General features: G+C 59.5%; 26 protein-coding genes and 1 pseudogene. 11 read left to right on the top strand and 16 right to left on the bottom strand.

Features of this window, described 5'->3' with window-relative positions:
* The first annotated feature begins 351 nt into the window (after window positions 1-351).
* Window positions 352-627 (top strand): DUF3077 domain-containing protein, encoded by a 276-nt coding sequence (locus P7C00_RS06975; protein ID WP_404938424.1) that lies wholly within the window; start codon window positions 352-354, stop codon window positions 625-627.
* A 168-nt stretch (window positions 628-795) separates the two neighbouring features.
* Here the strand turns inward: P7C00_RS06975 and P7C00_RS06970 are convergent, their stop codons facing one another.
* Complete coding sequence (locus tag P7C00_RS06970) at window positions 796-2,637, bottom strand: potassium transporter Kup (RefSeq protein WP_373873504.1); 1,842 nt, start codon at window positions 2,635-2,637, stop codon at window positions 796-798.
* Window positions 2,638-3,018: 381 nt separating this feature from the next.
* On the opposite strand from P7C00_RS06970, the gene rimO reads away from it, so the two are divergent.
* From rimO to tsaA, 6 genes are all read left to right on the top strand, one after another.
* Window positions 3,019-4,356: a 30S ribosomal protein S12 methylthiotransferase RimO gene (gene rimO / locus P7C00_RS06965; RefSeq protein ID WP_011059594.1), complete on the top strand. Its 1,338-nt coding sequence runs from the start codon at window positions 3,019-3,021 to the stop codon at window positions 4,354-4,356.
* A 96-nt stretch (window positions 4,357-4,452) separates the two neighbouring features.
* Window positions 4,453-4,926: a GNAT family N-acetyltransferase gene (locus P7C00_RS06960; RefSeq protein WP_041116280.1), complete on the top strand. Its 474-nt coding sequence runs from the start codon at window positions 4,453-4,455 to the stop codon at window positions 4,924-4,926.
* Between the two features lie 82 nt (window positions 4,927-5,008).
* Window positions 5,009-5,719 carry an rRNA pseudouridine synthase gene (locus tag P7C00_RS06955; RefSeq protein WP_404938422.1) on the top strand — a complete coding sequence of 237 codons (711 nt, stop codon included), beginning with the start codon at window positions 5,009-5,011 and terminating at the stop codon, window positions 5,717-5,719.
* Between the two features lie 66 nt (window positions 5,720-5,785).
* Window positions 5,786-6,247, top strand: a complete 462-nt coding sequence (locus P7C00_RS06950) for a DUF1456 family protein (RefSeq protein WP_194237494.1) — start codon at window positions 5,786-5,788, stop codon at window positions 6,245-6,247.
* A gap of 119 nt (window positions 6,248-6,366) precedes the next feature.
* On the top strand, window positions 6,367-7,137 hold the full coding sequence (locus tag P7C00_RS06945; RefSeq protein ID WP_346635877.1) for an SDR family oxidoreductase: 771 nt from the start codon (window positions 6,367-6,369) through the stop codon (window positions 7,135-7,137).
* A 120-nt stretch (window positions 7,138-7,257) separates the two neighbouring features.
* Window positions 7,258-7,953 (top strand): tRNA (N6-threonylcarbamoyladenosine(37)-N6)-methyltransferase TrmO, encoded by a 696-nt coding sequence (gene tsaA, locus P7C00_RS06940; RefSeq protein ID WP_194237496.1) that lies wholly within the window; start codon window positions 7,258-7,260, stop codon window positions 7,951-7,953.
* A 122-nt stretch (window positions 7,954-8,075) separates the two neighbouring features.
* Here tsaA and fpr read toward each other — a convergent pair whose 3' ends face one another.
* Window positions 8,076-8,855 (bottom strand): ferredoxin-NADP reductase, encoded by a 780-nt coding sequence (gene fpr, locus P7C00_RS06935; protein WP_003198368.1) that lies wholly within the window; start codon window positions 8,853-8,855, stop codon window positions 8,076-8,078.
* A gap of 119 nt (window positions 8,856-8,974) precedes the next feature.
* Here fpr and P7C00_RS06930 point away from each other — a divergent pair, with 119 nt between their 5' ends.
* The gene (locus P7C00_RS06930) at window positions 8,975-9,901 is read left to right on the top strand and encodes a LysR family transcriptional regulator (RefSeq protein ID WP_060842641.1); all 927 of its coding nucleotides are present in this window, start codon (window positions 8,975-8,977) and stop codon (window positions 9,899-9,901) included.
* Here P7C00_RS06930 and P7C00_RS06925 read toward each other — a convergent pair.
* Together P7C00_RS06925 and erdR are read right to left on the bottom strand one after the other, a co-directional pair.
* A complete protein-coding gene (locus P7C00_RS06925; RefSeq protein WP_123727711.1) occupies window positions 9,898-10,260 on the bottom strand; it encodes a diacylglycerol kinase in 363 nt (120 codons plus the stop codon). The genes P7C00_RS06930 and P7C00_RS06925 overlap by 4 nt on opposite strands.
* Window positions 10,261-10,335: 75 nt before the next feature.
* Window positions 10,336-10,986, bottom strand: a complete 651-nt coding sequence (erdR, locus tag P7C00_RS06920; RefSeq protein WP_060837817.1) for a response regulator transcription factor ErdR — start codon at window positions 10,984-10,986, stop codon at window positions 10,336-10,338.
* Window positions 10,987-11,224: 238 nt separating this feature from the next.
* Between erdR and P7C00_RS06915 the strand changes: the two genes are divergently transcribed.
* The gene (locus tag P7C00_RS06915; protein ID WP_404938420.1) at window positions 11,225-12,133 is read left to right on the top strand and encodes a DMT family transporter; all 909 of its coding nucleotides are present in this window, start codon (window positions 11,225-11,227) and stop codon (window positions 12,131-12,133) included.
* Here P7C00_RS06915 and P7C00_RS06910 read toward each other — a convergent pair.
* Window positions 12,117-12,827: a tRNA-uridine aminocarboxypropyltransferase gene (locus P7C00_RS06910; protein WP_110594976.1), complete on the bottom strand. Its 711-nt coding sequence runs from the start codon at window positions 12,825-12,827 to the stop codon at window positions 12,117-12,119. The genes P7C00_RS06915 and P7C00_RS06910 overlap by 17 nt on opposite strands.
* Before the next feature lie 191 nt (window positions 12,828-13,018).
* Between P7C00_RS06910 and P7C00_RS06905 the strand changes: the two genes are divergently transcribed.
* Entirely contained in the window at window positions 13,019-13,444 is a 426-nt protein-coding gene (locus P7C00_RS06905; RefSeq protein WP_194237498.1) for a quorum-sensing-regulated virulence factor family protein, read from the top strand.
* A 1-nt stretch (window position 13,445) separates the two neighbouring features.
* On the opposite strand, the gene P7C00_RS06900 is transcribed toward P7C00_RS06905, so the two are convergent.
* The gene (locus tag P7C00_RS06900; protein WP_110594975.1) at window positions 13,446-13,640 is read right to left on the bottom strand and encodes a hypothetical protein; all 195 of its coding nucleotides are present in this window, start codon (window positions 13,638-13,640) and stop codon (window positions 13,446-13,448) included.
* Between the two features lie 453 nt (window positions 13,641-14,093).
* On the opposite strand from P7C00_RS06900, the gene P7C00_RS06895 reads away from it, so the two are divergent.
* On the top strand, window positions 14,094-15,212 hold the full coding sequence (locus P7C00_RS06895; RefSeq protein WP_346635879.1) for an LOG family protein: 1,119 nt from the start codon (window positions 14,094-14,096) through the stop codon (window positions 15,210-15,212).
* Between the two features lie 40 nt (window positions 15,213-15,252).
* Here the strand turns inward: P7C00_RS06895 and recX are convergent, their stop codons facing one another.
* The 10 genes and pseudogenes from recX to P7C00_RS06845 form a co-directional block, all read right to left on the bottom strand.
* Entirely contained in the window at window positions 15,253-15,720 is a 468-nt protein-coding gene (gene recX, locus P7C00_RS06890; protein ID WP_194237500.1) for a recombination regulator RecX, read from the bottom strand.
* A gap of 8 nt (window positions 15,721-15,728) precedes the next feature.
* A complete protein-coding gene (gene recA / locus P7C00_RS06885; RefSeq protein ID WP_011059579.1) occupies window positions 15,729-16,781 on the bottom strand; it encodes a recombinase RecA in 1,053 nt (350 codons plus the stop codon).
* 83 nt (window positions 16,782-16,864) lie between these two features.
* Window positions 16,865-17,365 (bottom strand): CinA family protein, encoded by a 501-nt coding sequence (locus P7C00_RS06880; protein WP_346635880.1) that lies wholly within the window; start codon window positions 17,363-17,365, stop codon window positions 16,865-16,867.
* 245 nt (window positions 17,366-17,610) lie between these two features.
* Complete coding sequence (locus P7C00_RS06875; RefSeq protein WP_346635881.1) at window positions 17,611-18,024, bottom strand: hypothetical protein; 414 nt, start codon at window positions 18,022-18,024, stop codon at window positions 17,611-17,613.
* A 96-nt stretch (window positions 18,025-18,120) separates the two neighbouring features.
* Complete coding sequence (locus tag P7C00_RS06870; RefSeq protein WP_404938417.1) at window positions 18,121-18,963, bottom strand: putidacin L1 family lectin-like bacteriocin; 843 nt, start codon at window positions 18,961-18,963, stop codon at window positions 18,121-18,123.
* Between the two features lie 8 nt (window positions 18,964-18,971).
* Window positions 18,972-19,157 carry a Com family DNA-binding transcriptional regulator gene (locus P7C00_RS06865; RefSeq protein ID WP_404939925.1) on the bottom strand — a complete coding sequence of 62 codons (186 nt, stop codon included), beginning with the start codon at window positions 19,155-19,157 and terminating at the stop codon, window positions 18,972-18,974.
* A gap of 84 nt (window positions 19,158-19,241) precedes the next feature.
* Window positions 19,242-19,748 carry a hypothetical protein gene (locus P7C00_RS06860; protein WP_404938415.1) on the bottom strand — a complete coding sequence of 169 codons (507 nt, stop codon included), beginning with the start codon at window positions 19,746-19,748 and terminating at the stop codon, window positions 19,242-19,244.
* Window positions 19,749-19,823: 75 nt separating this feature from the next.
* The gene (locus P7C00_RS06855; protein ID WP_072451141.1) at window positions 19,824-20,387 is read right to left on the bottom strand and encodes a glycoside hydrolase family 19 protein; all 564 of its coding nucleotides are present in this window, start codon (window positions 20,385-20,387) and stop codon (window positions 19,824-19,826) included.
* Window positions 20,388-20,437: 50 nt separating this feature from the next.
* Complete coding sequence (locus P7C00_RS06850) at window positions 20,438-20,818, bottom strand: phage tail assembly chaperone (protein WP_346635885.1); 381 nt, start codon at window positions 20,816-20,818, stop codon at window positions 20,438-20,440.
* Window positions 20,819-21,107: 289 nt separating this feature from the next.
* Window positions 21,108-21,948 (bottom strand): annotated as a pseudogene (locus P7C00_RS06845) (phage tail protein); the annotation flags it as partial.
* Window positions 21,949-22,009: the final 61 nt, after the last annotated feature.

Below are 22,009 nucleotides of genomic sequence, written 5' to 3'. Positions count from 1 at the left end.
AGCGCGCGTAATGGCGGATGACTCCCGCGCAGCTTGTAGGCAAACTCCGAGAGTTGTGTAGGGGGTGCGTTTTGGGCACTTTGCTGCCTTGTTGGCCTGCGCTTCGACGGGCTAGGCTCCGGGTGTCGCTGATCCTTCAGCGGCCGGGCTTGGAAACCCGAAGAGTTAAGCGCAACAGCACCCCGTCACGACTGCAGCGGTTTACCGCTGCAGTTCTGTGTTATGGCAGCTGTGCGTGGGACGCCTTTAGGCGTGCCGGTTCTTAACTCCCGGTTTTCCAACCCGCGCACAGCTGCCACCCATTCGCTTGGAAACGAACGTGGCAACTTCTTTGAGTTAAGGAGTATGACCATGAGCCAAACAAGTCCACCTGCACCTCGTGAACTGAAAACCGTCGGCCTCACACCTTTCATCTATCGCTCCGACCTGCCGCTGTTTCAGGTCAGCCCCGGCCTGCCCATTGGCGAAGCCCTGGCCCAAGCCTCCGACCTGCTGTCCCTGGCCAAGGCCTTTGCCGAGGACGCCGCCTACAGCAAGGACAGCGACCGTCACGCCTGGACGGCGCACTACCTGACCACCATCGGCAAGGCGGTCGTGGACGATGTGGTGCAGGCGCTAGCCGCGTAAAGACCAGGGGCGATCTCGGGGCCGGAGGGCTCCGGGAGAAACCGTCCAGTCATCAGCATCGATGTCGGCTACCAGTCCGTCATCGCGAGCAAGCCCGCTCCTACAGAACCGTAGAAACGAAAAAGCCCCCGCTGCCGCAAGGCAACGGGGGCTTTTGTCTGGTCAGGATTACATCTCGACCTGAGTACCCAGTTCGATCACCCGGTTCACCGGCAGTTTGAAGAAGCGCAGGTTGCCGTTGGCGTTCTTCAACATGAAGGCGAACAACGCTTCGCGCCAGCGGGCCATGCCCACCAGTTTGGAGGCGATCACGGTCTCACGACTGAGGAAGTACGTGGTGCGCATGGGACTGAAGTCCAGCTCGTCCAGGTGGCACAGTTTCAGGGCTTCCGGGACGTCCGGTTCATCGGTGAAACCAAAGTGCAGGATCACCCGGAAGAAGCCTTCGCCGTAGGAATCCACCTCGAAGCGCCGCTGTGCAGGTACACGCGGAATATCCTCGTAGACCACCGTCAACAGCACCACTTGTTCGTGCAGCACCTGGTTATGCAGCAGGTTGTGCAGCAAGGCGTGGGGCACGGCGTCCGGACGGGCGGTGAGGAACACGGCGGTGCCTTGTACCCGATGTGGCGGCTGTACGCGGATGCTGCCGATAAAGATTGGCAGCGGCAGCCCACCTTCGTCCAAGCGATCCACCAGCAATTCCTTGCCGCGCTTCCAGGTGGTCATGAGGATGAACAGCACGATCCCCGCCAGTACCGGGAAGGCACCGCCCTGGAAGATCTTCGGCACGTTGGCAGCGAAGAACAGCCCGTCCACCAGGAGAAATCCCACCAGAAGCGGCACCACCAGCATCGGCGGCCACTTCCACAGCAGCAGGATCACTGCCGACACCAGGATGCTGGTAATCAGCATGGTCCCGGTCACCGCCACGCCGTAGGCCGAAGCCAGGGCACCGGAGGACTCGAAACCGAGCACCAGCAGGATCACACCCACCATCAGCGCCCAGTTCACCGCGCCGATGTAGATCTGCCCCTGCTCGGCGCTGGAAGTGTGCTGAATGTGCATCCGCGGGATGTAACCCAGCTGGATCGCCTGACGAGTCAGGGAGAAGGCCCCGGAAATCACCGCCTGAGACGCGATCACTGTGGCCAGAGTGGCCAGCACCACCAGCGGAATCAGGGCCCAGCTCGGCGCCAGCAGGTAGAAGGGGTTGCGGGCGGCTTCAGGGTTCTCCAGCAGCAGCGCGCCCTGGCCAAAGTAGTTCAGCACCAGCGCCGGCAGCACCAGGGCAAACCAGGCCCGAGCAATGGGCTTGCGCCCGAAGTGCCCCATGTCGGCATACAAGGCTTCGGCACCGGTCAATGCCAGAACCACCGCCCCGAGGATGGCGACCCCCATGCCCGGATGGACAATGAAGAAGCGCACGCCCCACATCGGGTTCAACGCCTGCAACACTTCCGGGTGCTGGAGAATGCCATTGACCCCCAGCCCGCCCAGGACCACGAACCAGGCCACCATCACCGGGCCAAACAGCTTGCCGATGCGATCAGTGCCGTGTTTCTGGATCAGGAACAAGGCCACCAGTACCACCAGCGCCATTGGCACCACCCAGTGTTCCAGGCCGCTGAATGCCAGCTCCAGGCCCTCGACCGCCGACAGCACGGAAATCGCCGGGGTGATCATGCTGTCGCCATAGAACAGCGCCGCCCCGATCAGGCCCAGAATCACCAGCATCGAACGCAAGCGTGGATAGGAACCGGAAGCCCGCCTGGCCAGCGCGGTCAGGGCCATGATGCCGCCCTCGCCCTGGTTGTCGGCCCGCAGGACGAACAGTACGTACTTGATCGAGACGACCCAGACCAACGACCAGAAAATCAGGGCCAGGATGCCAAACACCCCGTCATGATTGACCTGAACCCCATAATGGCCGGCAAACACCTCCTTGAGGGTGTAGAGCGGACTGGTGCCGATATCGCCATACACCACCCCGACCGCCGCCACCAGCATTCCCAGAGGCTTGCCCCCGGAGTGCTCGCCACTCGCCGCCTGACTACTTGCCTGACCCATCAATGACTCCTACTACTCAAGACCGGGGCTTCTTATATAGAAAGCGCAAGGTTATACAAGCGCTATTCTCTTAAGTTGCGCAGTTTGCCATGTAATTTGCAGATTCTTATTACCACTAAGGCGCCAACTAACGCCGTATGAAAGCAACCGGGCATAACGGGACGAAGCATAGTCCAGCGCTGGTCGTATTTCCCCTGCATAAAGCTGGTCAAGCGCGTCGACCATCGCTAGAATTGCGCACTTTTTGATCAGAGGCGCAGCCAGCGCCCAACCGTCGCACTTGCCCCCCAAGTGGCTCGACACCCAATACCGAGGTTAGACATGTCCACCCCCTCCGCGCCGGCCAACCCGAAAGTCGGCTTCGTATCCCTGGGTTGCCCAAAAGCTCTGGTCGACTCCGAGCGCATCCTTACTCAACTGCGCATGGAAGGCTATGACGTTGTGTCCACCTACCAGGACGCCGATGTCGTGGTGGTCAACACCTGCGGTTTCATCGACTCGGCCAAGGCCGAATCCCTGGAAGTGATCGGCGAAGCCATCAAGGAAAACGGCAAGGTCATCGTCACCGGCTGCATGGGCGTGGAAGAAGGCAATATCCGTGACGTGCACCCTAGCGTGCTGGCGGTCACCGGTCCGCAACAGTACGAGCAGGTGGTCAACGCCGTGCACGAAGTGGTGCCACCGAAACAGGACCACAACCCGCTGATCGATCTGGTGCCGCCACAAGGCATCAAGCTGACCCCGCGACACTACGCCTACCTGAAGATTTCCGAAGGCTGCAACCACAGCTGCAGCTTCTGCATCATCCCGTCGATGCGCGGCAAGCTGGTCAGCCGCCCAGTGGGCGATGTGCTCGACGAGGCTCAGCGTCTGGTTAAATCCGGGGTCAAGGAACTGCTGGTGATCTCCCAAGACACCAGCGCCTACGGCGTCGACGTCAAATACCGCACCGGGTTCTGGAACGGCGCGCCGGTGAAGACCCGCATGACCGAACTGTGCGAGGCCCTGAGCACCCTGGGCGTCTGGGTGCGCCTGCACTACGTGTACCCGTACCCGCACGTTGACGAGCTGATCCCGCTGATGGCCGCCGGCAAGATCCTGCCGTACCTGGATATCCCGTTCCAGCACGCCAGCCCGAAAGTGCTCAAGGCCATGAAACGTCCGGCCTTCGAAGACAAGACCCTGGCGCGAATCAAGAACTGGCGTGAGATCTGCCCCGAGCTGATCATCCGTTCGACCTTTATCGTCGGCTTCCCTGGCGAAACCGAGGAAGACTTCCAGTACCTGCTGAACTGGCTGACCGAAGCCCAGCTGGACCGCGTCGGCTGCTTCCAGTACTCGCCGGTGGAAGGCGCACCGGCCAACGACCTGGACCTGGAAGTGGTCCCGGACGAGGTCAAGCAGGACCGCTGGGAGCGCTTCATGGCGCACCAGCAGGAAATCAGCTCGGCACGCCTGCAACAGCGCATCGGCAAGGAAATCGAAGTGCTGATCGATGAAGTCGACGAGAATGGCGCCGTGGGCCGCTGCTTCTTCGATGCGCCGGAAATCGACGGCAACGTGTTCATCGACGGTGCAGGCGACCTGAAGCCGGGTGACAAGGTCTGGTGCCGGGTCACCGACGCCGACGAATACGACCTCTGGGCCGAAACCCTGTAAGGCGTAAAAAAACTGCCAAGCCCCGCTCTCGCGACGAGATGCGGGGCTTTTTTCGGTCTATCGTTAGCCCTTGCCAATCACATCAGGGGCAGCGGCATGCGCCACCACTCGGTCATCCACACACCGAAACTCAGCGACTACCCGGAACTGGTCCGCGTCTGGGAAGACTCGGTGCGCGCCACCCACGACTTTCTCCCGGACAGCTATATAGAGCTGCTGAGAAACCTGGTGCTGACCCGCTACCTGGATGCGGTAATGCTGATCTGTACCCGGGATCAGCGGCAACGCATCACCGGTTTCGCAGGCGTGGCGGCAGGCAAGATCGAGATGCTGTTCATCGACCCGGCCCATCGCGGCCAGGGCCTGGGCCGGCACCTGCTGCACTACGCAGTGGAACACCTGAATGCTCAGCAACTGGACGTCAATGAACAGAACCCCCAGGCCCTGGGCTTCTACTTCAAGCAAGGCTTCGAAGTGGTCGGCCGCTCTGAGCAGGACGGTATGGGCCAGCCTTACCCGTTGTTGCACATGCGCCTGAAACAACCACAACTGCAGGCCCGACGCGGCTAAAAGCCACAGCGGGCAAATGGACCCGCGATTAACCGGCGCCAGGCAGGTACAATAGCTGCCCTCTTTTGTTACGGCCCCTGTCATGACTGACCCGATTCGTCTCTCCAAACGCCTCATCGAACTGGTCGGCTGCTCCCGCCGGGAGGCTGAGCTGTTCATCGAGGGCGGCTGGGTCACCGTAGACGGCGAAGTCATCGACGAACCGCAGTTCAAGGTCGGCGCGCAAAAGGTCATCCTCGACCCCGAGGCCAAGGCCACTGCCCCGGAGCCGGTGACCATTCTGCTCAACGTGCCCGCCGGCCAGGACCTGGACAGCGCCCTGGCATCCATCGGCGCCGACAGCCTGTCGGATGAGCACCGCTACGGCAAACGTCCGCTACGCGGGCACTTCCTGCGCCTGACCGCCAGTGAAGACCTGCAGCCCAACGCCAGTGGCCTGCTGGTGTTCACCCAGGACTGGAAAGTGCTGCGCAAGCTGACGGCCGATGCGGCCAAGATCGAGCAGGAATACGTGGTCGAGGTCGCAGGCGAGATGATCGATCACGGCCTCAACCGCCTGAACCACGGCCTGACTTACAAAGGCCACGAGCTGCCACCGGTCAAGGCCAGCTGGCAGAACGAAAACCGCCTGCGCTTCGCCATGAAGAATCCGCAGCCAGGCGTGATCGCGCTGTTTTGCCAAGCCGTCGGCCTCAAGGTCGTCGCCATTCGCCGCATCCGGATCGGCGGCGTGTCCATCGGCAAAGTGCCACTGGGCCAGTGGCGTTACCTGTCGACCAAAGAGAAGTTCTAAAACCTCCCCCATTCAGACGCCGTGCCCTGGCGCGGCGCTCCACGCGCATTGATCAGGACTGTAACCATGATTCATAACGATGTACTGCGCAGCGTGCGCTACATGCTCGATATCAGCGACAAGAAGGTCGTGGAAATCATCAAGCTCACCGGTTTCAAGGTCAGCCTGGACGACATCGTCAGCTACCTGAAGAAGGACGAGGAAGAAGGCTTCGTGCACTGCCCGGACGAAGTCATGGCGCATTTCCTCGACGGCCTGGTGATCTTCAAGCGCGGCAAGGATGAAAGCCGTCCGCCGCTGCCGATCGAACTGCCGGTGACCAACAACATCATCCTGAAGAAGCTGCGCGTAGCCTTCGAACTCAAGGAAGACGACATGCACGCCGTGCTCAAGGCCGCCGACTTCCCAGTGTCCAAGCCCGAACTCAGCGCGCTGTTTCGCAAATTCGGCCACACCAACTACCGTCCCTGCGGCGACCAGTTGCTGCGCAACTTTCTCAAGGGCCTGACCCTGCGAGTACGCGGCTGAGCGTCGACGCACACCGTCAGCGCCTCTGATGAGCCGCTATTGCGCAAGACAATAGTGGCTCCGCGACGAACGCCTGAAGACTAGGGTAGGCACACACCCACATCCCCTCAGGACTCGTCATGCATCCCTACTTTTCCCTGCAAGGCCGCACCGCCCTGGTGACCGGTGGCACTCGTGGCATCGGCAAGATGATCGCCAAGGCCTTCGTCGAGGCCGGCGCCCGGGTCTATATCTGTGCCCGTGATCCCGAGGCCTGCCGGCAAACCGCCGAGGAACTGGCAGCGTTTGGCGACTGCCGGGGACTGGCCGCCAACCTGGCCAGCGAAGAAGGCGTGCAGCAACTCGCCGCCGCACTGGGCCAGCAACTGGACGCTCTGGACATTCTGGTGAACAACGCTGGCACCACTTGGGGCGCGCCCCTGGAAAGCTACCCGGCCAAGGGCTGGGAGAAGGTCATGCAGTTGAACGTGACCTCGGTGTTCAGTTGTATCCAGCAACTGCTGCCGCTGCTGCGCGGGGCCGGCTCGGCGGCCAATCCGGCGCGCATCATCAACATTGGCTCGGTGGCCGGGATCAGCTCCTTTGGCGAACAGGCCTACGCCTATGGTCCGAGCAAGGCGGCCCTGCACCAGATGTCGCGCATTCTGGCCCGGGAGCTAGTGAGCCAGCACATCAACGTCAATGTCATCGCTCCGGGACGTTTCCCCAGCAAGATGACCCAGCACATCGGCAATGATGAACAGGCCCTGGCCGAGGATACGGCGTTGATCCCGATGAAGCGCTGGGGCCGGGAAGAAGAAATGGCGGCCCTGGCTATCAGCCTGGCGAGCACCGCGGGGGCTTACATGACCGGGAATGTCATTCCTCTGGATGGTGGGTTCAGTCTCTGATCGGTGTCGTGTGCTTCGCCGGCAAGCCGGCTCCTACGGATGGCGCTGGGCGTTGTAGGAGCTGGCTTGCCAGCGAACGGGTTATCATGGCTCCCCCTCTCCCAGCCTCGACCCCAGAACATGACCTACAGCGTTTCTCCCATCGGTTTCGTGCGTTCCTGTTTCAAGGAGAAGTTCGCCATCCCGCGCCAGCCGCAACTGGCACCCGCCGCCCGTGGGGTAGTGGAATTGGTGGCGCCCTTCGATCAGGGCGATGCGGTGCAGGGGCTGGAGCAAGTCAGTCATGTCTGGCTGCTGTTCCTGTTTCACCAGGCCCTGGAGGAGAAACCCCGGCTCAAGGTGCGCCCGCCGCGCCTGGGGGGCAACAAGTCCATGGGGGTCTTCGCCACACGCGCTACCCACAGGCCCAACGGTATTGGCCAGTCGGTGGTCAAGCTGGACAAGGTCGAGGCCAATCGCCTGTGGATCTCTGGCATCGACCTGCTGGACGGCACACCAATCCTCGATATCAAACCCTACGTGCCCTACGCCGACATCATTGCCACGGCGAGCAATGAGATCGCTAGTGCTGCACCACAGTTGATTCCAGTGCAGTGGCAGGACAATGCCCTGCAACAGGCCAAGACCCACGCTCAGCGTCTGCAGGAGCCCTTGGTAGAACTCATCGAGCAGTGTCTGGCCCAGGACCCGCGCCCGGCCTATCAGGTGCCCACTGCCGAGCGGGAATACGGTGCGCAGTTCTGGGACTTGGATGTGCGCTGGCATTACCCCGAGCCTGGGCTGATCCGGGTGTTGGAAGTGGTCCTCGCCGGCTGAACCCTGGAAACGAAAAAGCCCGCGTTGCCTTTTCAGGCAACGCGGGCTTTTTTGTGTCTGGGAGCACCCGCCCAGTCAGCACGGATGCGCTGCCTGGGCGGTCTTCGCGAGCAAGCTCGTTCCTACTTTTCGACGAAAGCGCGCTCGATCAGGTAGTCACCCGGCTCGCGCATGCGCGGCGAAACGGTCAGGCCGAAGCTGTTGAGCACTTCACTGGTTTCATCCAGCATGCTCGGGCTACCGCACAGCATGGCGCGGTCGTCCTGGGGGTTGATCGGCGGCAGGCCGATGTCGCGGAACAGTTTGCCGCTGCGCATCAGGTCGGTCAGGCGGCCTTCGTTCTCGAACGGCTCACGGGTCACGGTGGGGTAGTAGATCAACTTCTCACGCAGTGCTTCGCCGAAGAACTCGTTCTGCGGCAGATGCTCGGTGATGAATTCGCGGTAGGCGACTTCGTTGACGTAGCGTACGCCGTGGCACAGGATCACTTTTTCGAAACGCTCGTAGGTTTCCGGATCCTGGATCACGCTCATGAATGGCGCCAGGCCGGTACCAGTGCTGAGCAGGTACAGATGTTTGCCCGGTTTCAAGTCATCCAGTACCAGGGTACCGGTTGGCTTCTTGCTGATGATGATCTCGTCGCCTTCCTTCAAATGCTGCAATTGGGAAGTCAACGGACCGTCTGGAACCTTGATGCTGAAAAATTCGAGATGCTCTTCCCAGTTCGGGCTGGCAATGGAGTAGGCACGCATAAGCGGACGGCCATTGGGCTGTTGCAGGCCGATCATCACGAACTGACCGTTCTCGAAGCGCAAACCCGGATCGCGGGTGCACTTGAAGCTGAACAGAGTGTCATTCCAGTGATGAACACTGAGGACACGCTCGTGGTTCATGTTGCTCATGTACGGGGGCTCCTAGAAATTGCCTGCGCTGACCATGAGCGCAATTGCACAGCATTCTAATGGCGGCGACAATATCTGTTAACTGGATTATTAAGATAAGGGTTATCGGTTATATCGATATGCGATTTACTCTCCGTCAACTGCAAGTCTTCGTCGCCGTCGCCCAGCAAGAGAGCGTTTCTCGTGCTGCCGGGCTTCTGGCCCTGTCGCAATCGGCGGCCAGCACCTCGATCACCGAACTCGAGCGCCAATCCAGTTGCCAGCTGTTTGATCGCGCCGGCAAGCGCCTGAGCCTCAACGCCCTGGGCAAACAGCTTTTGCCACAAGCGGTGGCACTACTGGACCAGGCCAAGGAGATCGAGGACCTGCTCAATGGCAAGTCCGGATTCGGCTCGCTCTCGGTGGGCGCCACCCTGACCATTGGCAATTACCTGGCGACCCTGCTGATCGGCAGCTTCATGCAGGTGCATCCGGAAAGCCAGGTGAAGCTCCATGTGCAAAACACTGCGCATATCGTGCAACAGGTGGCCCACTACGAAATTGATCTGGGTCTAATCGAAGGCGACTGCAGTCATCCGGATATCGAGGTGCAAACCTGGGTCGAGGATGAGCTGGTGGTGTTTTGCGCGCCCCAGCACCCTTTGGCCAAACGCGGCCACGCCAGCATGGAAGAGCTGACCCACGAAGCCTGGATCCTCCGCGAGCAGGGTTCCGGAACCCGACTGACCTTCGACCAGGCCATGCGTCACCACCGCAGCGCGCTGAATATCCGCCTGGAGCTGGAGCACACCGAAGCCATCAAGCGTGCCGTGGAGTCGGGATTGGGGATTGGTTGCATCTCCAGACTGGCGCTGAGGGATGCCTTTCGTCGTGGCAGCCTGGTGCCAGTGGAAACACCGGGCCTGGATCTGGCCCGGCAGTTCTACTTCATCTGGCATAAACAGAAGTATCAGACTTCAGCCATGCGCGAGTTCCTCGAACTGTGCCGTTCCTTTACCGCCGGGGTACAGCGCAGCGACGAAATCGTCCTGCCGAGCATTCCTTAGATCAGGATCACTGCCCAGACGATAGTGATCATGCTCAAGGCAATAAACTGCGCTGCGCTGCCCATGTCCTTGGCGTTCTTCGACAACGGGTGACGATCCAGGGAAATGCGATCGATCGCTGCCTCCACCGCCGAATTGAGCAACTCGACGATCAACGCCAGCAGACACACGGCAATCAGCAGCGCGCGCTCGACCCGGCTGACGTTGAGCAGGAAGCTCAAGGGAATCAGGATCACGTTGAGCAACACCAACTGACGAAATGCTGCCTCGCCGGTGAAGGCGGCGCGCAAGCCATCGAACGAATAGCCCGCGGCGTTGAGGATGCGTTTAAGACCGGTTTGACCTTTGAAAGGCGACATAAGCTGAGCAACTGAAGAAAAAGGAGTGGGGAAGCTAGTTCAACCAAAGTCAAAAAAGCGTGAACAAGCAGCCGGTTAATGGCTGGAAATTGACTCAAGTTGTTGCAAGAGCAAGGCCGCCTGGGTGCGGGTGCGAACCCCGAGTTTGCGGAAAATTGCCGTCACGTGAGCCTTGATCGTCGCCTCGGAAACACTCAGCTCATAAGCGATCTGTTTGTTCAGCAACCCCTCGCAGACCATGGTCAGAACCCGAAACTGCTGAGGCGTTAGGCTTGCCAGGCCTTCGCTGGCAGCCTTGGCTTCCGCCGAGACACTGACTTCTTCAAAGGCTTGCGGCGGCCACCAGACGTCGCCATCAAGGACGCTGCGCACCGCCTGCTGAATGACTTCCAGAGAACTGGACTTGGGAATGAAACCGCTGGCCCCGAACTCGCGGGAACGAACCATGACGGACGCTTCTTCCTGCGCCGAAACCATCACCACTGGAATCTGCGGATACTGCCCGCGCAACAACACCAGGCCTGAGAAACCGTAGGCACCGGGCATGTTCAGGTCCAGCAGCACCAGATCCCAGTCAGCTTTTTCGGTGAGGCGGGTTTCCAGCTCGGCGATGCTCGCCACTTCCACCAGACGCACATCAGGGCCCAAGCCCAGAGTGACGGCTTGATGCAGTGCACTGCGAAAAAGCGGGTGGTCATCGGCAATCAGGATTTCGTATGTGGCCATTTTTCAAATGATCCTGTTTTTCATGGCAGGACTGATGCATTCAGCCCTCACCCAAGCAACACGGGGGCTCGCCAGAGTGCGACACCCAAAGAGCACGAACGCCGCGAAAAGCCTGAGCAAAACGATGGTTCAAACAGCGCTGGCGCCCTAATCGGCGCCAAGCATGCCCAGCGAAGCCAGGGTGGTCAAGCTTGAAGCTTTGCGGCATCTTAGCCAGCTAACTAATAAGAGAGCCCTCATGCGAAGCCAAGCATTGCGTGCCGATGTCCTGATGCTGATCACCGCCGTCATCTGGGGCTCAGCGTTTGTCGCACAAACCTCCGGCATGGATCATATCGGCCCCTTCCTCTATTCCGGCCTGCGTTTCGCCCTGGGCTCACTCTGCCTACTACCGCTGGTACTGCGCAAAACGCCCGCTGACCGCCAAGCCGAACCCCTGCTCAATCGTGGCCTGTTGTTGGGCGGCGTGCTCATGGGCCTGGCCCTTGCCCTAGGGATCAACCTGCAGCAGGTCGGCCTGATGTTTACCAGCGTAACCAATGCCGGGTTCATCACCGGACTCTACGTCATTGTAGTGCCGCTGCTGGGACTGCTGATTGGCCACAAGACAGGCCTGGGTACTTGGCTCGGCGCGATGCTGGCCGTGGTGGGCATGTTCCTGTTGAGCGTCAGCGACAGCTTTCACGTTGCATCTGGCGACTGGCTGCAACTGATCGGCGCCTTTGTCTGGGGCGCACACGTAATCCTGGTGGGAGTATTCGCCAGCCGACACGACCCGATTCGCCTGGCCTTCCTGCAATTTGCCACCTGTTCGGTGGTGAGCCTGGCCCTGGCGCTGTGCCTGGAGCCGATTCACTGGAACGCGATTGTCGCCGCCGGCCCGGCCATTCTTTACGGGGGCGTGATTGCTGTCGGCGTCGGCTACACCCTGCAAGTGATTGCCCAGAAAGACGCGATCGCCTCCCATGCGGCGATCATTCTGTCCCTCGAAGCCGTGTTTGCCGCGATTGCCGGTGCCTGGCTGCTGAATGAATCACTGCAACTGCGCGGTTACTTCGGCTGTGCACTCATGCTCAGCGGCATGCTAGTGGCCCAACTATGGCCGCAAAAATCCCAGGTAACGGCTACCACTACACAAAGGGCTTGAGCCGGGAATGCACTTCATCCTGCGGATCGATGGCCTTCTGGAACTTCGCCGACAGGTAATGAGTGCTGAATACGTCAAGATAGGCATCCATTACCTGGCTGACCTGCTCGTCCCCCGCCAACTCCAGGCATAGAGCGGCTACCTCGGCGGTACAGAAATGATCATCACGCTTGGAGCGCCGCAACTTGTAGCGCGAGAGCTTCTCGGAAGACAGGCTCAGCACCGGCAAGTGCTCAAGATAGGGGCTCTTGCGAAACATCTTGCGGGCTTCGCTCCAGGTGGCATCCAGCAGAATGAACAGCGGGCGCTTGCCTTCCTGCTGCCGGACCTCGCTGACCACTCGCTCGGGGGCCACGAACTCTCCGGGAAAGACGATATAGGGTTGCCACTGCGGATCGGCAAGCAAAGCCAGCAATTGCGGATCGACCTCGGTACGAGACCAGTGAAACGCCCAGGTATCGGCAATCACATCGGCGATCAACCAGCCGGTATTACTCGGTTTGAGCGGCTCCACATCGTGCATCACCAGGCACATGGCCGACTCGGCGCTGACCTTGGGCCGCCAGGCACACAGGCAATGACTGGGAATCACTCGGCAACGCGGGCAGCGCTCAGCCCGTGAGCCCCGTGCAAAAAAGGGTTTGACCGCACGAGCCATGCGCAGATCACGTAAACGGGATACCGCATGGCTCATCGCTGAGCACACCGGCAAAGGACAGGAATCGACACGGAAATAACTCGAAGGGGTAAAAAGTGGGACAAGTTTATCAGAGCTATCTGTTCAAACCTGTACCGCCTTCCTAGCTCTCCCCCTATAATTCGTCGCCACTGAACGCACAGTCGAGTGGCTGGTCGAAGCATCAGTCACTGCACCAGGAGAGTTTCATGTTGCGCTTTACCATCCCTACCGTCGCCCTTCTGCTGGCCTTGCCCCTGGGTGTCCAGGCTGCGTCCTTGCAAGAGTTCGAACTGAGCAAAATGCTGGAGAAGGTCGCTGCGGAAAGCAACGTCGGCACTCCCCGGGAAGTCAACGAGAACATTCTCGATCAGGGTTATACCGTTGAAGGCAAGGAACTGATCAACCACCTCAGCGTCCAGGCCGGCCACGCCGAACAGATGCGTGCCAACCCCAAGGCCGTCTACTTGCAACTGGGCGCCAGCGTCTGCCGCAACCCCAACTACCGCAAGCTGATGGCCAAAGGCGCAGTCATGCGCTACGAGTTCACCGAAAACCGCACCAATCGCCCTGTAGCCTCGGCGCGCTTCCAGGAATCGGATTGCCCTTCTCAGAAAGCGCCAAAGAAGAAGTGAATCAAGAACGGGACGCGCGCCGCTGCTGATCATCGGCGCGCAACTCCGCCACCAGGGCCTGCAGATATCGCGAAGGCCGCTCCTCCCCCGCCAACCGGCGTCGGCATTCTTCCTCAAGGCTCAAATGATGGGCCGCCGCAGCAGCTTGCAACAGCTGGTACAACTGCGGATCGACTTCCAGCACGACAGTGGTCATCCCTTGCCTCCCTGCCCTCGGCTTGCACGGACGAATGGCCGCGACCCCTTCCTGGGCCCGGCTCCTGAACCCAGCGCTGCACTTTAGTAAATCAGAGCCACGAGCCCTTGCCTTGGCGCCTGACCAATGGTGCCAAGGCTGGTAAATTCACCAAGAAGCGGTTGCCAGCCAAGACTTTATGGGCACATGATCAAGTCATGTCCGAAGGTTCCCATCGATTGTTCCAGGACGGTTCAGGAGGCCGTTCTTGTACGTCTTGCAGTGCAATTTTTTCTTAATAAAGGAAAGCAGAACCTCTGTGGATACCTCGATTGCGGCCCAGCGACGGTCAGCGGTGATCGGGACAGGAGAATTGCTCACACGCTGGGCTGAGCAGGCAGCGACACAGGCTGTGTCGTGGCACGTTCGAATACTTCGGTCGTGCACAAGGTTCTGCGCAGAAGGAGAAGCTGAATGCCTTACCAATCGAATGACCTGTTAACTCGTCATTTCCAAAGCAAGGGCGTCGACCTCACAAGCCAGGTCGAAGCGCAACTCAACCAGATTGCCCCCAACAGCCCGAATATCCCCCTCTATCGCGACATGGTTCTCACCGTCCTGCGCATGGCCGAGGACGACCTCAACCGCTGGAACGCCAAGATTACCCTGCAAGCGCTACGCGAGCTGGAACATGCCTTCCGGGTACTGGAACAGTTCAAGGGCCGGCGCAAAGTGACGGTATTCGGCTCCGCGCGAACGCCCAGCGAGCATCCGCTTTATGCCATGGCCAAGGAACTGGGAGCCGCTCTGGCCCGTTCGGACCTGATGGTTATCACCGGCGCCGGTGGCGGCATCATGGCCGCGGCCCATGACGGCGCGGGCCTGGAACACAGCCTGGGCTTCAACATCACCCTGCCCTTCGAGCAACATGCCAACCCCACCGTCGGCGGTACGGAGAACCTGCTGTCGTTCCACTTCTTCTTCACCCGCAAGCTGTTCTTCGTCAAGGAAGCCGATGCCCTGGTGCTCTGCCCAGGCGGTTTCGGCACCCTGGATGAAGCCCTGGAAGTACTGACCCTGATCCAGACCGGCAAAAGCCCTCTGGTACCGGTGGTGTTACTGGACGCACCTGGCGGACAGTTCTGGCAAGGCGCCCTGGACTTCATCCATAACCAGTTGGAGGCCAATCGCTACATCCTGCCCAGCGACATGAAGCTGGTGCGCCTGGTACACAGTACAGAAGAGGCAGTTAAGGAAATCCAGCAGTTCTACGCCAACTTCCACTCCAGCCGTTGGCTGAAGCAGGAGTTTGTCATCCGCATGAACCACAGCCTCAATGAACAGGCGCTGGAACACATGCAGACAGCATTCGCCGACCTGTGCTTGAGCGGCCAGTTTCAGCAACATGCCTACAGAGGAGAGGAGCACGACGAAGTTCAGTTCAGCCATCTGGCGCGGCTATCGTTCGTTTTCAACGCTCGTGACAACGGCCGTCTGCGGGAACTGATCGACTTTATCAACCTGCCCGAGAACTGGACCAAGCAACAAACCGAGACCCGCCAACGCGTGCGAGAAACCAGCAAAGTCAGCTGATAAGCACCGTCGCCCGCTGCATCATGCAGCGGGTATAACCTCAGTCATCCACCCCTCGGCCGCTCAACAGGCGGCCGATCATGTCCATGGAATACCCGCGGTAACTCAGAAAGCGCCCTTGCTTGGCCCGTTCTCGGGCATCCACAGGAAGCTGCCCGGCAAACTTGCGCTGCCAGACGTCTCGCAACTGCTCCTGCCAGTCGATACCGCACTCACGCAGAGCAAGATCGATATCACCTCGCTGCAAGCCACGCTGGCTGAGCTCTTCGCGAATACGCATCGGCCCGTAACCTGAGCGGGCACGATAGGAAACAAAACTTTCGAGATAACGGGATTCGGAAAGCAGACCCTCTTCCGTCAAACGGTCCAGGGCGGCTTCGATCATTTCAGGAGAGGCGCCGCGCTGACGCAGTTTACGCGTCAGCTCGACTCGACCGTGCTCGCGTCGCGCGAGCAGGTCCATTGCAGTTCGCCGCACCGCGACGAGGGTATCGAGTACGGCGGTCATTGGATCAATCAGATATCAGCGTCGGCCATATCGTCTTCGGTCTCTTTGACCGGATTGGCTTTGACGTCTGGCGAAGCGGTCAGCAGCTTCTCGCGGATCTGCTTCTCCAGCGCGTTGCCGATTTCCGGGTTGTCCTGCAGGAACTTGGCCGAGTTGGCCTTGCCCTGACCGATCTTGTTGCCCTGATAGCTGTACCAGGCACCGGATTTTTCCAGGAAGCCGTGCAGCACGCCCAGGTCGATGATCTCGCCGTTGAGGTAGATACCCTTGCCGTAAAGAATCTGGAACTCGGCCTGACGGAACGGCGGAGCCACCTTGTTCTTGACGATCTTGACTCGGGTTTCGCTACCGACCACTTCGTCGCCTTCCTTCACCGCGCCGGTACGACGAATGTCCAGACGAACCGAAGCGTAGAACTTCAGCGCGTTACCACCGGTGGTGGTTTCCGGGCTGCCGAACATCACACCGATCTTCATACGGATCTGGTTGATGAAGATCACCAGGCAGTTGGCATTCTTGATGTTACCGGTGATTTTACGCAGCGCCTGGGACATCAGGCGGGCTTGCAGGCCCACGTGCATGTCGCCCATCTCGCCTTCGATTTCAGCCTTGGGCACCAGGGCCGCCACGGAGTCGACGATGATCACGTCAACCGCGTTGGAACGCACCAGCATGTCGGTGATTTCCAGGGCCTGCTCGCCGGTATCCGGCTGAGAAACCAGCAGGTCATCGACGTTGACACCCAGCTTGCCGGCGTATTCCGGATCCAGCGCGTGCTCGGCGTCGACGAAGGCACAAGTGGCACCGGCTTTCTGCGCCTGGGCAATGACCGACAGGGTCAGAGTGGTCTTACCGGACGACTCAGGGCCGTAGATTTCAACGATACGGCCTTTTGGCAGACCGCCAATGCCCAGAGCAATGTCCAGACCCAGAGAGCCAGTGGAAATGGCCGGGATCGCCTGACGGTCGTGATCGCCCATACGCATTACGGCACCCTTGCCGAATTGACGTTCGATCTGACCCAGGGCCGCAGCCAAGGCTTTCTTCTTGTTGTCGTCCATTAAAGTCCTCACGTAATCAATAAGGCCTGACGGCCAACACCTGTATAAGTAGCCAGTATTATTCCACAGCGCTCGAGGATCGCCTACCCCTGATTTGCGATTTCTGCTGCAGCGTGTTGCAGCAACCCCTCTAGCGCGGCCTTCACCGTTTGTCGGCGAACCTCATCGCGATTCCCGGGGAAGTGTCGGCACTCGGTGGTCAACGTCTCTCCCGCGCCCCAGGCCAGCCACACCGTACCTACCGGCTTCTGCGCAGAACCGCCATCCGGCCCGGCGATACCACTGACCGCCACCGCAAAATGCGCATGACTCTTGGCCTGCGCGCCCCGGACCATGGCCTCCACCACTTCTCGACTGACCGCACCGACCGAATTGAACAAATCGGCCGGCACATTCAATTGCAGGGTCTTCTGGCGGTTGGAGTAGGTGACATAACCGGCCTCAAACCAGGCCGAGCTGCCCGGGATCCGCGTGATCGCCTCGGCAATCCCACCGCCGGTGCAGGACTCCGCGGTGGTGACGTGGGTATTCAGAACCTGCAAACGCCGGCCGAGTTCAGCGGCAAGCTGGGTAATTTCTTTCACGATCCTCTCCTGATGGGGCTGGCGTGCACCTACCGTACACCAGGCAAGATGGCTTGCAAGTGACAAGCTGTCAGGAAACCGGACGGCTCTGGAACACTGCTTCAGATGAGGTGGTCTCGAACAGTCCCGCCCCGCGCCAGGAACAGCGCCAGCCACGAAGCTAGCGCTGGCACCCCGCTACCCAAGCCTGCCGGAATGAACAAAAGCACCAATGACTATTCACCAGCCTTCCCTGCGCAGAAAGGTCAGGCCAGCAAGTCCCAGGTCAATGCGATTGCACCGCCTGGAGTGGATGCATATGCCCACAATGCCTGGCCCGCGGGAATACGGATCGGGTACGGCATGACAATCTCGGAGTCGCTGCCGGAAATGGTAGAGCCATTGCCAGAGAAGATGATCGCCGCATTGGAGATGGAAGAACCGGTCGGTCCCACATACAGATCGACGACACCTGTCGAGGTCTTGATCAAACCCGTCTGGATGATCAGGCCACCCGTGTTTTGAGCAGCCGAAACGATCTCCACAATCCCTTTTGGGAATACGGTAATGAAGTGCTTGCCCATGGTTACTGCGTTCATATTTTTCACCTTTGAATGGAATGGTCGGTCACGGAGAGTGCCGCTTTCATGTCGCTCAAAGGCGATGGGGTCGAAGCTCATGGCTTTCTCAATGGGCGAGCTACATAAGCAAACCCACTGAAGTCTCGAAGAAGAGATGCAAAAGCCCCGCCTTATCACGGGGCTCATTGCTGTTTTTTAGAACACGTTGTCCCAGGTGTAGCTACCGGTTTTCCACTTGTGGTCCGGGTAGAAGACACGGGGCGGCTTGATGGTCGGGGTGTACCCGAAGCGAGCCCAGATCGGCCGCTCGGTCACGATCGTGAAGCTGCCGTTGGCCTGCAAGCGGATAGTGGCGCCGGGACGGCCGGCGGTGCCGCTTTGCCACACGACGGCATTGTTCGCTGCGTAGATCACCAGGTTACCGTCATCCTGCATCACGCATCTCACGCCGCCTTTGTTCTGGGTGTAGGTCGCCCAGACGACGCTGGAGTTCGGGCCGTAAACCACCAGATTGCCGTCACTCTGGAAAACCAGGGAGTGATCGCCCGCACTGTAGAACTGCCCCGGTACCAACTCCGTAGTACCACCAATGATCATGGCCGCCCCGACAGCCGGAGTGAACACGCGACCGTTGGGCGCATACCAGTGAGGGATGGTGTCGACGGTGACGATGTTCCCGTCATCCTGAACCTGAGTGAACGCTCGCAAGGACGCATCTTCGCGAGAGCCCATGGTGGGATCGCTGGGTGTCGTCGACCAGATACGGCCACGCAGTGGGTCATCCAGTACGAAGCCATAGTTCATGAAGACCATCATGGGGTCTTTTTTGTTGCCCTTGCTCACATTAGTGAAGGGCGTGTTCTGATCGGCGACCCACGCCAACTGAGCACCGTCATAAAGCGCGAGGTTGCCATCAGGCTGAAAGAGCAACTTGAAGCGCTTGTTGGGGGACTGCAGATACTGGTTCGGCGCCATGTAATAGCGCGCAGGCAGTATAGAAGAACCGTTATCGGTAAAGTCGTATCTAATCCAAGCCATGTTGATACCTATTGAGTCGAATGATCAGTCGCGGAAAAGTCCGCTCTCATGTCGCTCATAGGCGATTGCTCGAGGCTCGAGGCCTTCACATGGTTCAAGGTTCCGCAGCGGGAACATTTGATCTGGAGCTCGGTAAACTCACCCACGCGGGCGAGAAGTCGTTTGCAATGACCGCATCTGCATTCTTTTAACATCGACAAGTCCATTTGATTTCAGTCACACCACGTGCCGACACAAACCGCGGCAGCGATCCATTTTTCATACCAGCCTCAAGGCCATCAGTGCATCGCCGAGGCGCCTTGCAACAACGCCTGAGACTCACGCACCCACTGCTGCAACGCCTTCAGTTGCTCGGCGTTGGCGTGGCATTGGCTGTAGTTGTCGACGACGCTGGCGGCGACGGTAGAGAGTGCAAGGCCCGAGGCGGCGCCATCAGCGACGCTGGGGCCTGCGGCCACGGGCAGGTTGGCGGCGCCGGCGTCGTGCACCCGGACAAAACCATCAGGCACAACGCAGGCGTTATCAGCCGCTTTCGAGACATAGATAGGAACCTCCTTGGTGAGAGTGGCGCCCGCCTGATAGACCTTGACTACGCGATCGACGTACTCGACCACCACCTTCTCCTTGACCGTGCCCAGGGCCTGGCCTTGTTCGAAGGATTGCTGCAGCCGAGCCTCGTCGAGGCGCTGGTGTTTACTGCGTTCACTGCCGGCGCCGCTGACAAAACCAAGGGCATAAAGCAACGCAGCCGCCAGGGCTACGGCCAGCCAACCGCTGAAGTTCATCAAACCACTCCTGCTATCCGTGAAAGAAATGGGCCTGCCGATCCGCGGCCATCAGCCCCCAATCAGGCAGGGGATTCAGACCACGGGCAGGCAAAGCACCGCCCGCGCCCTGGCCCAGAGTTGCAGGCGATCCTGCAAGCCGTTCAAACCACCATTGATGCGGCGGGTAATGCTGTTGAACTCATCGCGATCAGCCAGGGCATTGAGTCCGCCGCGCTCCCAGAACCAGGCCGCCGACTCGGCGGCCCATTGCGGCTGCTCCAGCAGTTCCGGCAACTCCAGCAGGCGCTCATCGCCAAACAGCCCGAGGCTGCACTGGCGATAGTTGCTGCGCCCGGTGATCTGGATCAGACCACGCCCGCGATAACGCTGGCCGTCGCCGTCAGCCTCCGGTGTGTTGCCCAGGCGTGCCGCGAGCGTGCCGGTGTCGTACTTGCTCAGGTATTGATCACTGCCCAGCTCGCGCACATATAGCAGTTGCCCGGATTCGTGACCGATCTGGGCGAGAAAGGCCGCCTGGCGCTTCGGTGTATCGATCTGCCGATGGGCCATGGCGGTGTTGAGTGGAGAAACAAAAACGCCCGCTTGGCGGCGGGCGTTAGGCATGATTTGTTGCAGTTGTTGTTCAGTGATTGGCATGGTCGGTGTTTGTAAGTCGGATAAGAAAACGCCCCGGCGGTGCGGGGCGTTTATTGAATCTGCTGGGTCACCCAGGACGGCGCCATCGGACGGAAATTTGCATCGGGAAAGCTCGCCGATTGCGGCCAGTCACGCAGCGCCTGCATATACACCAGCAGTTCGTTGAATTGCTCCCTATCAATGCTGGTCGGGGTTTGAATTTCAAGCTGATCGCGATGACGCTCGCGCAGCCACTTCAACGAAGTCAGTTCGATATCACGCCAGTTGCGCTCCGTATCTTCTTTGGTAGGCAACGCAGATGTCGCACTGTCGATATAGGCTTTTATCTGCGTTTCGGACATTGGCAATAAGCTGCTCGGGATGAAGTGCTCAGGGGCGTCCTCATCGTAAGCATGGACTTCGTTCGTTTCGGAGTTGTAGAAGTACTTCATGCGCGCAACTCCGACCAGCACAAATTAATAGGACTGACAAGTGTGACTGTATAAGTGGCTCCAGCAGGCACTACAAATGCTGCGTGATAGGCCGAGAAAGATAAGTCTATGGCACCAACCTTGGCATAAATGCTGCTGCTGTTGGACGAGATCGCCACATGTACCTGAATTGGCCGACCCGTTGTGTTTGTGTAAACAGTGCCAGAAACACGGTTAGCCGTGACGTTCTGCCAGGTCTGCCCATCACCCAGACCACGGGGCCTGGCGTCTAATGCTGAAACGTTTGCAGCCAAGCCAGCGACGTCGATGTTTCCCTGATTCACGGGGGCGTTCCAGGCTTTGATGCACCACATTACTGCCAGGTTGCGCGGACGAGTCTCGACAGCCGTACGAACAACACGAGACGCATCGAATGTGAGCTTACTCGAGTTTCCAGGAATCGTAGGAGCTGCGGCCTGAGGAATTCCAGGTTCAGATAGAAAAGCACCTGTAGGATTTCCGTTTACTCCATCAGTTAGTATCACCCCGACTATGTTCTGTAGTGCATCAAGTTGAAGGCTACCTAGAACCCGCCCGCTATCAGCACCACGCCCATGATCCCACCCGCGCAAAAACTCCCCTCGCGACTCAGGCAAGCGGAAGTTACCTGCTCCTTCGCTCCCCGTATTGAACGTCGGCCCCAAATAAGCCGCCAGATCCGGATAAGTCGCAGCGCTCTGCACACTGCCATCCACCTCCAGAAACCCCGCCGGCACCGTCCCCTTGGGAAACGGCACCATGGCCCCCACCGGCAAGGCCGACATGTTCTTCAGCAGCGCCTCGATCTCGGCCTTGGTGTAGGTCACCGACTTGGTATACGCATCGGTGATCCCATACTCGGCCAAGGTGCTGCGAATCCTCTCCGGTGGAATCGAATCCCGAACGATCGCCTTGATCGCCGCCAGCAACTGATCATGCTCGGCCTCAGCCGGCTCCTTCCCACCCGCACGAATCACGTTGAGCAATTCGTCGGTCACTGCATTTCCCCAATCGGAAGAAATCAGTGAGCCCACTTGCCCCGTGACCGGGTTTTCGTCGACAAACTTCCCATTAACCAACCCAACACTTGGCACACTCTTTGGATAATCCACTCGTCTGTCCTCTCGTTGTCATTCATCCACACCGACGGAGTTCGGTGTGGACATAGTTAGA

The sequence above is a fragment of the Pseudomonas sp. JDS08PS003 genome, from assembly GCF_045013505.1.
Classification (GTDB): Bacteria; Pseudomonadota; Gammaproteobacteria; order Pseudomonadales; family Pseudomonadaceae; genus Aquipseudomonas; species Aquipseudomonas protegens_B.
This window is presented reverse-complemented; position numbering and strand designations above follow the sequence as displayed.

Bases quoted from the DNA above. Each gene is read 5' to 3' on its own strand.
- P7C00_RS06875 (WP_346635881.1), bottom strand. From the start codon at position 18,024: ATGAGCTTCGACCCCATCGCCTTTGAGCGACATGAAAGCGGCACTCTC.
- P7C00_RS06970 (WP_373873504.1), bottom strand. From the start codon at position 2,637: ATGCTGGTGGCGGCGGTCGGGGTGGTGTATGGCGATATCGGCACCAGT.
- erdR (WP_060837817.1), bottom strand. From the start codon at position 10,986: ATGGCCACATACGAAATCCTGATTGCCGATGACCACCCGCTTTTTCGC.
- P7C00_RS06850 (WP_346635885.1), bottom strand. From the start codon at position 20,818: ATGAAGTACTTCTACAACTCCGAAACGAACGAAGTCCATGCTTACGAT.
- recX (WP_194237500.1), bottom strand. From the start codon at position 15,720: ATGACCGCCGTACTCGATACCCTCGTCGCGGTGCGGCGAACTGCAATG.
- P7C00_RS06900 (WP_110594975.1), bottom strand. From the start codon at position 13,640: ATGACCACTGTCGTGCTGGAAGTCGATCCGCAGTTGTACCAGCTGTTG.
- P7C00_RS06860 (WP_404938415.1), bottom strand. From the start codon at position 19,748: ATGAACTTCAGCGGTTGGCTGGCCGTAGCCCTGGCGGCTGCGTTGCTT.
- P7C00_RS06925 (WP_123727711.1), bottom strand. From the start codon at position 10,260: ATGTCGCCTTTCAAAGGTCAAACCGGTCTTAAACGCATCCTCAACGCC.
- fpr (WP_003198368.1), bottom strand. From the start codon at position 8,855: ATGAGCAACATGAACCACGAGCGTGTCCTCAGTGTTCATCACTGGAAT.
- P7C00_RS06975 (WP_404938424.1), top strand. From the start codon at position 352: ATGAGCCAAACAAGTCCACCTGCACCTCGTGAACTGAAAACCGTCGGC.
- rimO (WP_011059594.1), top strand. From the start codon at position 3,019: ATGTCCACCCCCTCCGCGCCGGCCAACCCGAAAGTCGGCTTCGTATCC.
- P7C00_RS06945 (WP_346635877.1), top strand. From the start codon at position 6,367: ATGCATCCCTACTTTTCCCTGCAAGGCCGCACCGCCCTGGTGACCGGT.
- P7C00_RS06905 (WP_194237498.1), top strand. From the start codon at position 13,019: ATGTTGCGCTTTACCATCCCTACCGTCGCCCTTCTGCTGGCCTTGCCC.
- P7C00_RS06960 (WP_041116280.1), top strand. From the start codon at position 4,453: ATGCGCCACCACTCGGTCATCCACACACCGAAACTCAGCGACTACCCG.
- P7C00_RS06950 (WP_194237494.1), top strand. From the start codon at position 5,786: ATGATTCATAACGATGTACTGCGCAGCGTGCGCTACATGCTCGATATC.
- P7C00_RS06955 (WP_404938422.1), top strand. From the start codon at position 5,009: ATGACTGACCCGATTCGTCTCTCCAAACGCCTCATCGAACTGGTCGGC.
- P7C00_RS06930 (WP_060842641.1), top strand. From the start codon at position 8,975: ATGCGATTTACTCTCCGTCAACTGCAAGTCTTCGTCGCCGTCGCCCAG.
- P7C00_RS06870 (WP_404938417.1), bottom strand. From the start codon at position 18,963: ATGGCTTGGATTAGATACGACTTTACCGATAACGGTTCTTCTATACTG.
- P7C00_RS06910 (WP_110594976.1), bottom strand. From the start codon at position 12,827: ATGAGCCATGCGGTATCCCGTTTACGTGATCTGCGCATGGCTCGTGCG.
- recA (WP_011059579.1), bottom strand. From the start codon at position 16,781: ATGGACGACAACAAGAAGAAAGCCTTGGCTGCGGCCCTGGGTCAGATC.
- P7C00_RS06895 (WP_346635879.1), top strand. From the start codon at position 14,094: ATGCCTTACCAATCGAATGACCTGTTAACTCGTCATTTCCAAAGCAAG.
- P7C00_RS06865 (WP_404939925.1), bottom strand. From the start codon at position 19,157: ATGTTAAAAGAATGCAGATGCGGTCATTGCAAACGACTTCTCGCCCGC.
- P7C00_RS06915 (WP_404938420.1), top strand. From the start codon at position 11,225: ATGCGAAGCCAAGCATTGCGTGCCGATGTCCTGATGCTGATCACCGCC.
- tsaA (WP_194237496.1), top strand. From the start codon at position 7,258: ATGACCTACAGCGTTTCTCCCATCGGTTTCGTGCGTTCCTGTTTCAAG.
- P7C00_RS06855 (WP_072451141.1), bottom strand. From the start codon at position 20,387: ATGCCAATCACTGAACAACAACTGCAACAAATCATGCCTAACGCCCGC.